Source organism: Neglectibacter sp. X4, from assembly GCF_009917365.1.
Taxonomy (GTDB): Bacteria; Bacillota; Clostridia; order Oscillospirales; family Acutalibacteraceae; genus Acutalibacter.
The window spans coordinates 184,321-199,065 of the sequence record NZ_QWLE01000001.1 but is presented as its reverse complement, the minus strand read 5'-3'; the positions used below and the strand labels follow the sequence as shown (position 1 = coordinate 199,065).

13 protein-coding genes are annotated in these 14,745 nt (G+C 56.7%); 5 read left to right on the top strand and 8 right to left on the bottom strand.

What is annotated here, in order from left to right:
- Positions 1–23: 23 nt before the first annotated feature.
- The 3 genes from D1841_RS00985 to D1841_RS00975 all read left to right on the top strand — a co-directional run bounded on the left by D1841_RS00985 (position 24) and on the right by D1841_RS00975 (position 2,568).
- A complete protein-coding gene (locus tag D1841_RS00985; protein WP_371721229.1) occupies positions 24–899 on the top strand; it encodes a polysaccharide deacetylase family protein in 876 nt (291 codons plus the stop codon).
- Positions 900–1,073: 174 nt separating this feature from the next.
- Positions 1,074–1,640 carry a uridine kinase gene (locus tag D1841_RS00980; protein ID WP_160641276.1) on the top strand — a complete coding sequence of 189 codons (567 nt, stop codon included), beginning with the start codon at positions 1,074–1,076 and terminating at the stop codon, positions 1,638–1,640.
- A 106-nt stretch (positions 1,641–1,746) separates the two neighbouring features.
- Positions 1,747–2,568 (top strand): mechanosensitive ion channel family protein, encoded by an 822-nt coding sequence (locus D1841_RS00975; RefSeq protein WP_160641275.1) that lies wholly within the window; start codon positions 1,747–1,749, stop codon positions 2,566–2,568.
- Here the strand turns inward: D1841_RS00975 and D1841_RS00970 are convergent.
- The gene (locus D1841_RS00970) at positions 2,552–3,649 is read right to left on the bottom strand and encodes a SpoIID/LytB domain-containing protein (RefSeq protein WP_160641274.1); all 1,098 of its coding nucleotides are present in this window, start codon (positions 3,647–3,649) and stop codon (positions 2,552–2,554) included. The two genes, D1841_RS00975 and D1841_RS00970, sit on opposite strands and share 17 nt — an antisense overlap.
- A gap of 204 nt (positions 3,650–3,853) precedes the next feature.
- Here D1841_RS00970 and D1841_RS00965 point away from each other — a divergent pair, with 204 nt between their 5' ends.
- Positions 3,854–5,209, top strand: coding sequence for a citrate/2-methylcitrate synthase (locus tag D1841_RS00965; RefSeq protein WP_160641273.1), 1,356 nt, complete (start codon positions 3,854–3,856; stop codon positions 5,207–5,209).
- A gap of 168 nt (positions 5,210–5,377) precedes the next feature.
- A complete protein-coding gene (locus D1841_RS00960) occupies positions 5,378–6,256 on the top strand; it encodes a hypothetical protein (protein WP_160641272.1) in 879 nt (292 codons plus the stop codon).
- A gap of 73 nt (positions 6,257–6,329) precedes the next feature.
- Here the strand turns inward: D1841_RS00960 and D1841_RS00955 are convergent, their stop codons facing one another.
- The 7 genes from D1841_RS00955 to D1841_RS00925 form a co-directional block, all read right to left on the bottom strand.
- Positions 6,330–6,926 carry a hypothetical protein gene (locus D1841_RS00955; protein ID WP_160641271.1) on the bottom strand — a complete coding sequence of 199 codons (597 nt, stop codon included), beginning with the start codon at positions 6,924–6,926 and terminating at the stop codon, positions 6,330–6,332.
- The gene (locus D1841_RS00950) at positions 6,923–7,261 is read right to left on the bottom strand and encodes a hypothetical protein (RefSeq protein WP_160641270.1); all 339 of its coding nucleotides are present in this window, start codon (positions 7,259–7,261) and stop codon (positions 6,923–6,925) included. The genes D1841_RS00955 and D1841_RS00950 overlap by 4 nt, the downstream gene beginning before the upstream one ends.
- 3 nt (positions 7,262–7,264) lie before the next feature.
- Positions 7,265–8,740 carry a stage IV sporulation protein A gene (spoIVA, locus tag D1841_RS00945; RefSeq protein WP_160641269.1) on the bottom strand — a complete coding sequence of 492 codons (1,476 nt, stop codon included), beginning with the start codon at positions 8,738–8,740 and terminating at the stop codon, positions 7,265–7,267.
- A gap of 17 nt (positions 8,741–8,757) precedes the next feature.
- Positions 8,758–10,296: a DUF3794 domain-containing protein gene (locus D1841_RS00940; protein WP_160641268.1), complete on the bottom strand. Its 1,539-nt coding sequence runs from the start codon at positions 10,294–10,296 to the stop codon at positions 8,758–8,760.
- 687 nt (positions 10,297–10,983) lie between these two features.
- Positions 10,984–12,105: an N-acetylglucosamine-6-phosphate deacetylase gene (gene nagA / locus D1841_RS00935; protein WP_160641266.1), complete on the bottom strand. Its 1,122-nt coding sequence runs from the start codon at positions 12,103–12,105 to the stop codon at positions 10,984–10,986.
- Positions 12,106–12,228: 123 nt separating this feature from the next.
- Complete coding sequence (locus D1841_RS00930) at positions 12,229–12,444, bottom strand: zinc ribbon domain-containing protein (protein WP_160641265.1); 216 nt, start codon at positions 12,442–12,444, stop codon at positions 12,229–12,231.
- A gap of 99 nt (positions 12,445–12,543) precedes the next feature.
- Entirely contained in the window at positions 12,544–14,715 is a 2,172-nt protein-coding gene (locus tag D1841_RS00925) for a Tex family protein (RefSeq protein ID WP_160641264.1), read from the bottom strand.
- Between the last annotated feature and the right edge of the window lie 30 nt (positions 14,716–14,745).

The following is a 14,745-nucleotide window of genomic DNA, read 5'->3' as shown; positions in this document are numbered from 1 at the left end:
CAGCGGAAAGAGAGGAGAAAGCTATGGAACGCATGGAAAATGTGATGAAACGGATATGGGCGCCGCTCTTATCCCTGCTGGCGATAGCCGGGGTGTGCGCTTTGGTGCTGTGGGCGGCAAAGAAAAACGGCGGGGCGGTGTTCGCGTCGGCGGCGGCATCCGGGGAAATCACCAACTGGGGGCTGAGCTTCCAGCAGGAGGGGGAGCCGCCTGTGGGCAACGCGGGCAGCGATTTCCTGGGGGAATATGACAGCCTGTACTGTATGCCCACAGAGGAGAAGGTGCTGTATATCACCTTTGACGCGGGCTTTGAAAACGGCAACACCTCCCCCATCCTGGACGCTTTGAAAAAGCATGGAGTGAAGGCCACCTTTTTCCTGGTGGGGAATTATTTTGAAACCCAGCCGGACTTAGTGCGGCGCATGGCGGAGGAGGGCCACACCATTGGCAACCATACCTACAGCCATCCGGACATGTCCGCCATTGCGGAGGAAAGCGCTTTCCGGGAGGAGCTGGAAAAAAACGCCGCTCTCTATAAGGATATTACAGGGGAGGAAATGCCAAGGCTCTACCGTCCGCCCCAAGGGAAATTCTGCGAAAGCAATCTGGAAATGGCAAAGGCCCTGGGGTATCACACCGTGTTCTGGAGCCTCGCCTATGTGGACTGGTATGAAAACGACCAGCCCTCCCGGGAGGAAGCCTTCCAGAAGCTGCTGCCCCGGGTGCACCCGGGGGCTGTGGTGCTGCTGCACAGCACTTCCCGCACCAACGGGGAAATCCTGGACGAACTGCTCACTAAATGGGAGGAAATGGGCTACAGCTTTGGGGATTTAGAAGCCGCCCTGCTGGGAGATTCCCCGGATAACCCTCAAGGCCCCGTATATTTTCTGGAGCCGTAAACACGAACGAAAGAACCGGAAAAGCTGCTCCTTCCACATCCCTTTCAGGAGCAGGCAAAACATACGAAAAGGACAGGCGGCCCAGCAGCGGGTAGCCTGTCTTTCTTTATGGATTGCAAACTGCCGCCCCCTGTGATACAATGGGAGAAAGTATTTTCACAAGGAGAGATCTGCATGAAACGGCCTTATGTAGTCGGTATCAGCGGAGGCACTGCCAGCGGGAAATCCACCCTGGCCCGGTGGCTGGAGGGAGAACTGGGGGATCTGCGGGTGAAGGTGTTCCACATGGACGAATACTTTAAGCCTGACAGCGTGCGTCCCAAGGCTGCAGCCCCTGTTACTGGAAACATATATTATGATGACAACTGTCCGGAAACCATCTATGCCGGCAAGCTCCGGGAGGATTTGTCCCAGGCCATGAAGGAGGATTTCCAGCTTGTGCTGGTGGAAGGGCTTTTCGCCTTATGGTATGACTGGCTGTATGAACAGCTTGATTTGAAAATATTTATTGACTGCCAGGCTGACGAGCGCATTGTGCGTCGGCTGCGCCGGAATATGGCGGAGCGGGGGCTTTCTTTCGAGGAGATTGCCGGGGTGTACCTGGACATGGTGCGCTACCGCCACCAGCAGTATATTGAACCCACCAAGTGGCGGGCCGACCTGATTTTAAACGGCTCCTCCCCTTCCTCCTTGGCAAACGGGCTGCTGGCGGCGTTTCTGCACCAAAAGGCCGGGGCATAAACAAACCAAAACATGAAGAAAGGAACGATACCAGGCGCAGGGGCTTCAGTCCTTTTTGTGCGCGGCCTGTATCGTATGGCGATTTTTTATGGATGCCGCATGGAACATGAAAATGGCATGGGAAGATTTTTCCAGCAGGCTTGGGAGCTGGGCCACAGGCTTTGCATGGAACCTGCTGGCAGCAGCGCTTATCCTGCTGTGCGGCTGGTGGCTGGCCCGGCTTGCGGGAAAGCTGACGAAAAAAGCTATGGCAAAAGGCCCTATGGATCCCCTGGCTGCAAGCTTTACCGGGTCTGTGGTGAAAGGGCTGGTGCTGCTGGTGGCAGGGGTCAGCGCGGTGGCCCAGCTTCAGGTGGACATCACCTCCCTGATTGCCGCCCTGGGCGCCGCCGGACTGACCGCCAGCTTTGCCCTGCAGGGAAGCCTTTCAAACTTTGTCAGCGGCATGCAGATTATTTTTACCCGTCCTTTCAAAATGGGGGACTACCTTTCCTTTGAGAGCCACGAAGGCACTGTCAAGCGCATTGATGTGCTGTACACCATCCTGGCTACCTTTGACAACAAGGAGGTGGTGGTGCCAAACTCCAAGATGACCAGCAGCATTGTGGTGAACTTTACCAGCAACGGCACCCGCAGGCTGGATTTAAGCTATGGCATCTCCTATCAGGCGGATTTAGCCCTTGCCAAGTCTTTGCTGGAGGAGCTTGCCGGAAGGGATTCCCGGGTGCTGCCGGATCCGGCCCCGATTATCGCGGTGGGCCAGTGGCAGGAAAGTGCTGTCACCCTGGTGATGAAGGTGTGGTGCAAACAGGAGGAATATTGGAACTTATTTTATTCCATGCAGGAAAAAGTGAAGGAGGCCTTTGACAAGGCTGGGGTGGAAATCCCCTTTCCTCAGATGGACGTGCATATCAGGCCGGAGAAGTGAGGACGGTGCCGGGGTAATAGTGTGCCAGTATCTCTTTGTAGCCCGCGCCCTGCTTTGCCAGGAACACGGCTCCCGCCTGGCTCATGCCCACCCCATGGCCCCAGCCCCGAACAGTAAAGGTGAAGCCATCCTCCCCGGCAGACAGGGAGAAACAGGCGCTGCGCAGGGAAAAGGCGCTGCGCAAATCCCCGCCGGACACTTTCACGCCTCCCAGCAGGGCTGTTTTAACTGTGCCAGAGGCGGTATATTCAAAGTCCGAGATCCAGTTCTCCGCTGGGCCGGAAAAGTCCAGCGCCGCTTCTGCAAAGTAGCCCAGGGCCGCTTCCTGGAACTGCTCCACCGTGAAAGAGCTGGTGCTGTAATAGCCGTCGCTAAGCTGGTCGCCGGGGCTTGCCACAGGCTGGAGATAGGGGCAGGATTCCGCCGCACCGGGATCCCACACATTGGCCGCCGCTTCCGTACTGCCGGAGGAAATGGCAAAATACGTTGTGAGGGCAGGCTTTCCCTGCCAGGTGAGCATCTGCCCCCGCACCTCTCCCACAATGTCCTGGAGCAGGGAGAGGTTTGCTTCGTAATCCTCCCCCCACCTCTCCTGCATGGCGCTTTGGGGCACATAGACCAGCCAGTTTTCGCTGTCGCAGGCAAAGTCTGCCCCTTTTACCTGCCCGCTGCCCTTCTGGCGGGTATAGTAGGTGTAGGCCGCCACAGCTTGGGCTTTCAGGGCTTCCGGCGGGCTGGAAAGATCCATCTCGCAGGCAACTGCCGCCGCCAAGAAGTCCTCCGCAGGCACGGTAAACACCTGTTCCGTCGCTACATCATACAGGGTGAAGCTTTCTTCCTCTTCCCTGCCGGGCAAGACGGCGCCCTCTAAAAAATTTGGCAGCAGGCTTTCCGCAGGAACAGGAGGCGCGCTTTCTGCTTCCGGGCTGGGAGACGGAACGGGCGCACTATCCGCAGGAGAAAGCGCGCCCGCTTTTCTTTCTGCCATATTATACAGCAGGGCAGGCGCAAAGGTGTATACAACGTATAGCAGCAGGAACACCAGCACAAGGCCGATGCCTGGCCTGTGGGAACCTTTCATAACGGCACGCTCCTTTTATTTTACACTTTTCGATAGGAAATCCTTCAAAATATACGGGTTACCCCTTGTCAAATTCGGAAATTCCTATAAAATTTGCATACTAAGCAGTTTCAAATTGCAAAAGCAGTTGACTTCCCTCCCGGTTCACGTTAGAATAGGAGGACAACAGGTACAGGAAACGAGCTGTGGAAGGAGAGGTTTTGGATGCAGGAGATAAACAGCAAAACAGCTATGCAGGAGCTGTGCGAGGAATACCGCCGCAACAACACCATTTCAAAGGAGGAATACACCCGGCACCGGGTGAAGCGCGGCCTGCGCAATGAGGACGGCACTGGTGTGATGGCCGGGCTGACCCATGTGTGCAATGTCCATGGCTATCTTATTGATGACGGAGACAAGGTGCCCGATAAGGGGCGGCTTACGTACCGGGGCATCAGCGTGGAGGACATTGCGGCAGGCTGCGAGCAGGAGGATCGCTTTGGCTTTGAGGAGGTGGCCTGGCTGCTGATTTTCGGAAAGCTTCCCACAAAGAAGCAGTTTGACCGCATGTGCGGCCTGCTCTATGACAACCGGGAGCTGCCGGAATATTTCCCGGAGGACATGATTATCAAAGCCCCCTCCAAGAACATCATGAACAAACTGGCCCGCTCTGTGCTGGCCCTGTACTCTTACGATGACAACCCGGACGATCAGTCCCTGGAGAACAACATGCGCCAGAGCATTGCCCTGATTGCCCGTATGCCCTCCATTATGTCCTATGCTTATCAGGTGAAACGCCGCCATTTTGACCGGGAAAGCATGTTTTTCCACCCCTACGAGCCGGGCCACTGCACTGCCGAAGCCATTTTAAATGCCCTGCGCCCGGATAAGGCTTTCACCCGGGAAGAGGCCCGGCTGCTGGATTTGTGCATGGTGCTCCACGCCGAGCATGGCGGCGGCAACAACTCTACCTTTACCACCCGGGTGCTTACCTCTGCCGGGACGGACATTTATTCCGCCATCGGCGCGGCAGTTGGCTCTTTAAAAGGATTTCGCCATGGCGGCGCCAACCACCGGGTGCGCATGATGATGGACGATATTATGGCGCATGTGAAGGACTGGGCCGACGAGGAGGAAGTGTGCCGCTATCTGGAAAAGATTCTGCGCGGGGAGGCTGCCGATGGCAGCGGCCTTATCTACGGCATGGGCCATGCCATTTACACCTTGTCCGATCCCCGAGCCGTTATCCTCAAGGAAAAGGCCAGGGGGCTGGCAAAGGAAAAAGGCTTTGACAAAAAGCTGGCCCTTTACGAGCTGATTGAAAGGCTCTCCCCTCAGGTGTTCTATAACGTGACGAAAAAAGAAAAGGTCATCTGCGCCAATGTGGACTTCTATTCCGGCCTGGTGTATGAAATGCTGGGCATACCGGAGGATTTGTTCACCCCTATGTTTGCTGTGTCCCGCATTGCCGGGTGGTGCGCCCATCGCATTGAGGAGCTGACCACCGGCGGGCGGATTATGCGCCCCGCCTACCGGGCGCTTCCTGTGCGGCAGGCTTATAAACCTCTGGGAGAGCGGTAGGCCCGTCCCCTTCCTATAAAAGCTATGGCGGCGAAGGGCGGATTATGCTTGTACCATCTGGAGAAAAGTGATATAATAGCCTCAACCTGCCTGCCACTTTTATAGAGGGCTGGCAGCGCAAGATAGCGCCCTGGCAGGGTGCAATTTAAAAACAAAGAGGTTTATCGCATGAATGTTGGCAATGCTTTAAAGGTGCTCTGTGTGGGATTTGGCGCGGGGGTTGTGCTGCGCGTGGTGCAGATGCTGTATTTTTACGACTATACCACAGGATTTTATACCGATGGCGGCGTGGTGGCCTTTTGCAGCCTGGGTTTGCCCCTGCTGGCGGCGCTGCTTTCCGGCGTGATGTGCTTTAAATCCCGGCGGTATTTCGGGCCTTATGTGCCCCGGCGCAACGCTCTGGCAGGATGCGCCGCCATTTTCTCCGGGCTGGTGCTGATTGTATCCGGGGTTTTGCAGCTTACCGTGTATCTGCGCGCCCCGCAAACCGGTATGGCTGTTTACGAATTCTCCAACCAGTGGATGATTCACGCGGCCTATTTGCTGGCATCCCTCCTCTTCGGCTTCGTCCAGCTTTATATGGCGGCAGGTTTCTTCGTCGGGAAGCGGAACCTGGAGCGGGTTCCCCTGCTGTATCTGGTAGCAGTGGCCTGGGGCATTCTGAACCTGATACTGGCTTATGTGTTTTACGCCAAGTCCTCCTCTTTTGTGGAAAACTTCTTCTCCGTCATAAGCTGCGCCGCCTTGCTGTTAAGCCTGTTTTACCTGTGCAAGCTTTTTGCCGGGGTAGACGAGGAGGGTGCGGCTAAACGGGCCTTTGTCTCCGGCGGACTGGCGGTGGTGCTGACTGTAACCTACTGCTTTTCAAACCTGGCCCTGATGCCCCTGGGCCGCACTTATACAGGAGAGGCACCTGCCTCCATCCAGCTTTCCAGCTTGAGCGTCTCCCTGTTTGTCCTGGCTTTCCTCATCACCTTCCGCAAGTACAGCCTGCGGCGCACGCCGGCAGAAAGTTCCAAGGAGGAACGCCGGTTTAAACCAAACTGAAATTGCATAAAGCAGCCCCCGCCTTTTCCCGGCGGGGGTTCTGCTTATGCGCATTCCTTTTTCCATGGCAGATTTAGCTATAATCCTTCCCCAGCACCAGATAGAGCATAAGATACAGGGCAAGGGCCAGAAGGGTGTAGTTATACCGGGTGCGCAGCAAAACCCAGAAGCCCAGCACCCACAGGGGAAGCAGCAGCGCGGCGGCGGCAAAACGGCACACCCGCTCCGCCCGGCCTGGGGAAAGGCGGGTTTCCAGCAGGCGGCGCAGGGCCAGCCCCCCGTCCAAAGGCTCAATGGGCAGCAGGTGCAAAGCCCCAAGGGATAGGCTTGCCAGGGCGAAGGGCGCTGTTTGAGCGTGTGCCAGCAGGCAGAAAAGAAACCCCATAAGGTTTGCGGCAGGCCCTGCCAGGGAAACCGCAGCGCCTGCCAGCCCCCTAAGCCCTGCCCCATCTGGTAGCACCATACGGCATCCCATGGCGGAAAGCGTTATCTGCCGGGGGGCAGCGCCCAGGGCCGCCATGGCCAGCAAATGCCCCCCTTCGTGGAAAATCATAGCCAGCAGCACAGCAGGGGCCTGCCGCCCCATAAACAGGCAGGCGAAGGCCCCCAGCATAAAGCAGGAAACCCTCGCCTCAACCTGGCAGCCCCAAAGCCTTGCCTGGAAGCTCACAGCCTTTGGGCCTCCGCCTCTGGCAGGACTGCCGGGCTTTCTGTGGGAGCAGGGGTCGCACTGCGGATAGGCGCGCCCCCTTCCCAGCGGGGCAGTTCCATTTCCTGGGCCGCTTCCCGGCGGTATTGCTCCCGGATTTCCCCATAGGCCGGGTGCCCGGTATGCCGCAAATATAGAAGCCCTATAAAGGCCAGCACGCACACCAGTGCCTGCAGCAGGGGCACTGTGCTCAGGCTTCCTCCTGCCTGGGGCGCCTGATAAGGCTCTTCCTCCCCTTCCCCTGCCTCTTCCTCTCCCAGCAGGTCAATTTCCTCCAGATCATCCCACTGCTGCATAGGCTACAGGATGATGCACAGAAGGCCTGAGCATCCGTCGTTGATAATGCGCTCGATAGTTTCCCGCACCTTTTCCCGGGCGTCGGCAGGCATGCGGTACAGCTTATTGTGCATACCCTCGTTTACCAGGGAGTGCAGGGATTTGCCGAAGATATTGGACTCCCAGATTTTCACCGGGTTTTCCTCGAATTCTTTTAGGAGATACAGCACCAGCTCTTCCGACTGCTGCTCGCTGCCCACAATGGGTGTGATCTCCGTATTGATCTGGGTTTTCATCATGTGGATGGAGGGGGCTGTTGCCTTCAGGCGGATACCATATTTGCCGTTCTGTTTCAGGATTTGCGGCTCCTCCAGGGTAAGCTCCTCCACCTCTGGCATGACAATGCCATAGCCCGTTTCCAGCACGTCGTCATATGCCTGCTGCAATTTCTGGAAGGTCTTTTTAATCTGGGTCATTTCCAGCAGGGTGGACAGAAGCTGGGATTCGTCCTGGATGTCCAGCTCTGTCTTTTCGCTTAACACCCGGTAGAAAAGCCCAGAACTGAGCCTAAGCTGCGCCCTGCTGCGCCCGCTGCCCAAATCTATAGCCCCCACGTCCACCTGCTGCACGTATTCGCAGGTTTTTACCGCCTCCAGAAGGCCCTTTACCTCACACATGCGGCTGATTTTGCTGACCCCCCGCAGGGTTTCCAGCAGGGACGTGTAAAGCCAGTGGGTAGGCTCCAGGGCTGTTACCCAGCCGGGCACCTCCAGTTCCACCTCCCGCACCGGGAACTGATACAAAAGGCTTGCGAGGATATCCTTAATGCCCTGCTCGGTTATCTCCGCGCAGCTTACGGGCAGCACCGGCACCCCGTACTTTTCCGAAAGCCCGGCGGCAAGGCCCCTGGCATGGGCGGTTTCCGGCTCTACGCAGTTTAAAAGCATGACAAAGGGCCGCTGGGTTTGACACAGCTCATCGATCACCCGTTCCTCCGCTTCCTCATATTCCTCCCGGGGGATGTCGCTGATGGAGCCGTCTGTGGTGATCACCAGCCCGATGGTGGAGTGCTCGGTAATCACCTTCTTGGTGCCCAGCTCTGCCGCCATGTTAAAGGGAATAGCCTCCTCAAACCAGGGGGTGCGCACCATCCGGGGCTGATCCTCCTCTATGTATCCGATGGCGCTGGGCACAATGTATCCCACGCAGTCGATCATGCGCACATGGAACATGGCGTCCTCGTCAATCTGCACCTGCACCGCCTGTTCCGGGATAAACTTTGGCTCTGTGGTCATGATGGTACGCCCCGCCGCTGACTGGGGCAGCTCATCCACCGCCCGTTCCCGCTGCAGCCCGTCAGGGATGTTGGGAATCACCACTGTGTCCATGAATTTTTTGATGAAGGTGGATTTCCCGGTGCGCACCGGGCCTACCACGCCGATGTATATTTCCCCGCCTGTGCGATCCTGTATGTCTTTATAAACGTTAAATCCTTCCATAAGCTTCAGCCCTCCTCTCAGCCCTTGTTGGTGATAATCAGCGCCCGGGCCTCCGGCACCGTATCTTCATACAGATCGTTCTGGGCGCGCAGATCCCCCAGCCGCGCCCGGCGGCTTTTGGCAATGTCCCACAGCTTTTCCCCTGCCTGGGCATAGTAGAGCAGGAAGCGCGACCGCTTTTCAAAGCCAGGGGCGTTTTCGTCGCTGCCCGCGCTCACTAGGTATTTCACCGTATGGGCACTGTACAGCAGGGTGGTGGCCGCAGTCTCTGCCGAAATTTCCACTGTGTTTTTATCTGTAATGCGGTATTCCCACACATCTGTATGGGCGCTTGTCTGGCTCTTGCCTGGTTCCATATCGGAAAGCTCTGTGGTGAAGGTGTGGTCAAACTGTTTCTCCACATAGAGGATGCGGCCCTGGCTATTGCCATACAGCAGGCACATGGTATATTTCACCCGGTAGGTAAGCTTCCCCTTATCGCAGGCAGACTGCACGCTGTCCTGCTGGCACCACAGATCCAGCACCTTTGTAATTTCCTCCCCGCTTACCTGAAGGCTGCACTTCTTTTTCAGCACCTCGGTATGCACGCCGTGTATCTGGGTGAAAGCGCTCTGGCTGTAGCGCAGTTCCAGGGGGCAGTCTACCGAATAGGCGTCATCTATCATCTCCACCTCGCAGGCCTTATAGAGGAATGCCAGCAGGAACACCTTGACAACCACGCTCACCCCGGTATTCTCCCCCACGTCATCCTCCTTGGGCGTAAGGCTGCATTCCCCGGTAACCACCCGCAAATCGCAGACGCACCCTTCCTCTGCCCCGGCACAGTCAATGATCTGGCTGAAGTCGACAGAGGCCGTCATTTTTTCCAGCACAGTGTTGTCCATGGCAGAGGCATACAGGAACGCCACGTCTGCCACGCCGCTGACGGTCAGCCGCTCCTCGGAAAGACGGCTTTCCGTTACCCGGCAGCATACGTCCCGGCGCAGAATGCTCTCAATGGGGGGCTTGCCATTTTTCAGAGGCAGGTGATCCTCAATGGTGAACTGGTGGCACACCGCGTTCACAGCCTGGTGGGCTGGGAACGCGCGGCCCCGCTTCTCAATAGATTCCTCCTCCAAATCTGTGGTGACCCGCTCTTTTTTCTGCACCACCGCCAGAATCTGCAGGGAAACGGCCGCGTGCAGATCTACCCGTCTGGCGCTTACCGCCCGGCAGGTCATGTGCAGGACAGAGGCCTGCACACAGGCAACCGCCTTTTCTTCCGCCGATTTCAGCTTCACGCTTTGGGTGAACTCCTTTGTGAACTCCGCACAGCGCACGCAGTCTCCCTTCCCGTCCAGGTATAGCACCCGCACGTCCATCACGCCGTCCACAGTCAGCGTGTCCCCGGAAATCATGTAGGATGATACCTCCGGCACTGCCCGGCACTTCAAGAGCTTTTGTATATCCGGGCAGTAGTCCGGCAGGTTAAACTCCGTATCTATCGGCGTTTCGCAGCTCCCGCTATATACGGGGTCAAAAAATTCATAGGGCACAGTCTTGGTTTTAGCCTGCATACAGTATCCTCTCCTTTGCCTTTCTATTCCCATATGTATGCAGGTAGTCCCCAAATATGCCCACACAAAAAATCCCCTGCCGGGGCGCACCCGGCAAGGGATATGTTCAAAAAGGCTTTAAGAACCTGTATTCACAGCCTGTAACCACCGTCTAAGCGGTCTTTTGGGAGCCACTCTGTGTCAAATTTTCTTGCCATGCGCCAGCATGTCTGCGGAAATTTGCCTTGCTTGGCCCCAAAAATTCTCGCCCATCCGGCAATTTCGATTATGAATACAGGTTCTAAGCTTCCGTCACCTTCCGTATTCCGTACATCTTCCGCAAAAAGAACCCCCAGAAACCCTTCCGCTTTTCCAATACCACTACTTTCATACCAAAGCGCCTCCCGTCAGTGACGTAATAATGAAATACCCAGCGCTACCAGGATAACCGCGCAGAAAAACAGCGTCAGTCCTGTGGGGCAAAAGCAGGAAAGGGACATCCCCAGCCCAAAGCATACCGTACACATACACCTGCACTGGTAGTTTTTAAAGCAGGAATTCTGAAAACACGGCTTTTGCATATCCATCCTCCTTCCCCGCCCGCCGTCGCTTTCCGGGCTTTCCCTACCAGTATATACAGCCTGGGAAAAAAGTGTTACCAAACAAAAAAGGCCATGCAAGCGCACAGCCTTTTTTATAGAAGAAGCTTCAGTGGTATACCCCCACGATTTCCAAATCTTTGTCTAAAACCACCAGGTCTGCCCGTTTGCCCGGCTCTATGCTGCCGATTTCCTTTTCCAGCCCAATGGCCTTTGCCGGAGACAGCGTGGCGGCCTCCAGGGCCTGCCCCAGGGGAATGCCCCAGGAAACCAGGTTCTTTACCTCCTGGTGGAGGTTTGCCACTGACCCTGCAATGGTGCCGTCTGCCAGCACTGCCTTGCCATCATGCACTGTGACCTGCTGGCCCCCCAGGTCAAAAGGCTCTCCCTCCGGCATGCCGTTGGCCCGCATGGAATCGCTTATCACAATGGCCCGCTTCCCTAAAACCTGGAAGGCTGTTTGCAGGACAGCCGGATGGATGTGTATGCCGTCGCAGATAAGCTCTGCACACACCCGGGAATCAGCCAAAACAGCCCCTACCACCCCGGGGGCCCGGTGGCTCAAGCCGGACATGGCGTTAAAAAGATGGGTGGCATGGGTAACGCCGCTGTCAAAAGCAGTCTTGGCTTCGTCAAAGCCTGCTGTGGTGTGGGCAATGGAAACCGTACACAGCCTGCTGGCCTTTTGGGCAAAGTCATATCCCCCTGGCTGCTCCGGGGCAATGTCCACCAGCCGCACAAGGCCGCCGCTCCGTTCAAAATATTTCTCGAACAGGGAAAAGTCTGGAGGCACAATGTACTCTGCCTTCTGGGCGCCCTTCTTTTCCACAGAGATGAAAGGCCCTTCCATGTTCACACCCACAACCCTTGCCCCGTCCTCCAAAGGCTTATCGGCACATTCCTTTGCGGCAAGGAGGGCCTTTTGGATAACTTCTTCCCCGGTGGTCATGGTGGTGGGGCAGAAAGAGGTTACCCCATGCTGGAGGAGGAATTTCGCCATAATATCCAGGGACTCCCGGGTGCCGTCACAGGCGTCCGCGCCATTGCAGCCATGTATATGGATATCCACAAAGCCGGGAACGATGGTGTAGCCCTGGCAGTCTACAGCCAAATCCTTCTGGGTGTAGGGAAGCTTCTCCCCCACCTGTCGGATGCGCCCGTTTTCTATCTCAATATCCCCCCGGGCAAGCTGAAAGTTCTTATCATAGTACGCTGCATTTATGAGAAACATGAAAATTGCCATGCGATACAGGATTCGCACAAAAAGAGAGGAATTATCAGCCTTTTGTGCCCGGTATCCTTCCTTTCTTTGTATTTTTCACACGAACTGCCCTTTCTCCATATATCCCCTGCCTTAATTTCCTATCAGGAAATCCAGTATATCCCAGCCAGTAGAGCCTTGGGATTTATACAGCTCAGTATATCCGCACTGGCAGCAGGTGATGGTGGTAAACTTCTTGTTCTGTATGTCAAAGATCTTGGAAAAATTGCCCCCTGTGGCCTGAAACTGATCGCTTTCAAACTGCTGGCAGCCGCATTTAGGGCAGATATACTGCCTTCTCTGTTCCATAAAGATTCCCCTTTTTATTGTGGATTCGCCATACCCTGGCTATTCCAAAGCATACAGGAAAAACCTCCATAAAAACACAGCCTTTTCCTTACGAAAATCTTACGCCTTAGCCTTTGGCGGCTTCATGGTAAGGGAAATGCGCCCCCGGCCCGCATCCACCTCCAGCACCCATACTTCTACCACATCTCCTACCGCTACAGCCTCGGAGGGGTGGCGGATAAACCGGTCTGTAAGCTGGGAGACATGCACCAGGCCGTCCTGGTGCACGCCGATGTCCACAAAGGCGCCAAAATCTACCACGTTTCGCACTGTGCCCATAAGCTGCATGCCAGGAGATAAATCTTCCATGCCCATTACATCTGTACGCAGCAGCGGAGGGGGCAGCTCGTCCCGGGGATCCCGTCCCGGTTTTTGCAGCTCTGCGCAGATGTCCCGCAAGGTGGGCACCCCTACCCCGCAAGCCTGGGCCGCCTTTTCCAGGCCCAATTCCCCCAGCCGGCTGTCCAGTTCCGTAAGGCTGCCCACATCCTTCAGCCCATAGCCGCACAGCTTGAGAAGCATTTCCGCTGCCTTGTAAGATTCCGGGTGAACCGCTGTATGATCCAGCACGTTCTCGCTTTCCGGCACCCGCAAAAAACCCGCACACTGCTCAAAGGCCTTGGGGCCAAGCTTTGGCACCTTCAAAAGCTCCCGGCGGGTACGGAAGCTGCCTTTTTCCTCCCGGTAAGCGGTGACGTTTTTTGCCACCGCAGCGCTTACCCCTGCCACCCGGCTCAGCAGGGAGGGCGAAGCTGTGTTCAAGTCCACCCCCACCGCGTTTACACAGTCCTCCACCACCCCATCCAAAGCCTGGGAAAGCTGGGCCTGGGGCATATCATGCTGGTATTGGCCCACGCCGATGGCCTTGGGATCAATTTTCACAAGTTCCGCCAGAGGATCCTGCAAGCGGCGGGCAATGGACACCGCCGAACGAAGGGACACGTCAAAGTCCGGGAACTCTTCCGCCCCCAGCTTGGAGGCAGAATATACCGAGGCCCCGGCCTCGCTGACCACCATATAGGAAACCTTTCCCCCATACTCCTTGATGAACTCACTGACAAAGATTTCCGATTCCCGGCTGGCAGTGCCGTTGCCAATGGCGATGCAGGAAACGCCGTGGCGGTCGCACAGCCTGCGCAGTACCTGCTTGCCTTCCTCTGTTTTGTTATGGGGCTTGGTGGGATAAATCACCGCTGTTTCCAGCACCTTGCCGGTGCCGTCCACTACAGCCAGCTTGCAGCCTGTGCGATAGGCGGGGTCAAAGCCCAGGGTAACCTGGTTTTTCACCGGGGGCTGCATCAGCAGGGGCCGCAGGTTCAGGGAAAAGGTGCGGATGGCCTGCTCGTTCGCCATATCTGTGAGATCAGACCGCACCTCCCGCTCTAAAGAGGGAAAAACCAGCCTGTCCCAGGCATCTTCCGCCGTCTCCTGCAAAAGGGCATAATAGGGGTGCTGGGGCTTTGCCGCCTCCTGGAGGATAAGCCCTGGCGCGTCCCAGCTTCCAGGCTGCACGTGTACCTTCAAGGCACCCTCCCGCTCCCCCCGGTTGATGGCAAGCACCCGGTGGCTCTGCAGCTTTTTCAGCGGCTCCTGAAAATCGTAATAGAGCCTGTAGACTGTATCTTCTTCTGAGGCGGCGGCAGAGCAGAGGCTGCCATTTTTCTGTAACTGCGCCCGCAGCCTGCGCCGGATGCCTGCATCATCGGAAAAACCTTCGGCAAGGATGTCCCGCGCGCCTTGCAGCGCCTCCTGCGCCGTCTCCACCCCTTTATCCGGATCTATAAACGGGCCGCACAGCTCTTCCGCAGGGAGGGAGAGGGGCCTGCCTTTTTCATCCTTCCCGGCAAGCAGCAACTGGGCCAAAGGCTCCAGGCCTTTTTCCCGGGCAATGCCAGCCCGGGTGCGGCGCTTGGGCCTGTAGGGACGGTATAAATCCTCTACTTCCGCCAGGGTTCCAGCCTTCCGAACCGCCTGGGCCAGCTCCTCCGTCAGCCTGCCCTGGCCCTCAATGGCGGCGAGCACCTCCCCTTTCCGGGCCTCCAGCCCCCGCAGGTAGCTGAGCCTGTCGGAAAGCAGCCGGATGGTCTGATCATCCATAGCGCCATGCTGTTCTTTGCGGTAGCGGGCGATAAAAGGCACTGTGTTGCCCTCGTCCAGCAGGGAGACAACGGCCTGTACATGCTGGGGCTTTACGTGCAGTTCCTGTGCAAGTGTGGTAAGCAGCAAATCCATTGGCAGGTTCCTTTCTGTTTGAAAAAAGTA

Bases quoted from the DNA above. Each gene is read 5' to 3' on its own strand.
- D1841_RS00985 (WP_371721229.1), top strand. From the start codon at position 24: ATGGAACGCATGGAAAATGTGATGAAACGGATATGGGCGCCGCTCTTA.
- D1841_RS00980 (WP_160641276.1), top strand. From the start codon at position 1,074: ATGAAACGGCCTTATGTAGTCGGTATCAGCGGAGGCACTGCCAGCGGG.
- D1841_RS00975 (WP_160641275.1), top strand. From the start codon at position 1,747: ATGAAAATGGCATGGGAAGATTTTTCCAGCAGGCTTGGGAGCTGGGCC.
- D1841_RS00970 (WP_160641274.1), bottom strand. From the start codon at position 3,649: ATGAAAGGTTCCCACAGGCCAGGCATCGGCCTTGTGCTGGTGTTCCTG.
- D1841_RS00965 (WP_160641273.1), top strand. From the start codon at position 3,854: ATGCAGGAGATAAACAGCAAAACAGCTATGCAGGAGCTGTGCGAGGAA.
- D1841_RS00960 (WP_160641272.1), top strand. From the start codon at position 5,378: ATGAATGTTGGCAATGCTTTAAAGGTGCTCTGTGTGGGATTTGGCGCG.
- D1841_RS00950 (WP_160641270.1), bottom strand. From the start codon at position 7,261: ATGCAGCAGTGGGATGATCTGGAGGAAATTGACCTGCTGGGAGAGGAA.
- spoIVA (WP_160641269.1), bottom strand. From the start codon at position 8,740: ATGGAAGGATTTAACGTTTATAAAGACATACAGGATCGCACAGGCGGG.
- D1841_RS00940 (WP_160641268.1), bottom strand. From the start codon at position 10,296: ATGCAGGCTAAAACCAAGACTGTGCCCTATGAATTTTTTGACCCCGTA.
- nagA (WP_160641266.1), bottom strand. From the start codon at position 12,105: ATGTTTCTCATAAATGCAGCGTACTATGATAAGAACTTTCAGCTTGCC.
- D1841_RS00930 (WP_160641265.1), bottom strand. From the start codon at position 12,444: ATGGAACAGAGAAGGCAGTATATCTGCCCTAAATGCGGCTGCCAGCAG.
- D1841_RS00925 (WP_160641264.1), bottom strand. From the start codon at position 14,715: ATGGATTTGCTGCTTACCACACTTGCACAGGAACTGCACGTAAAGCCC.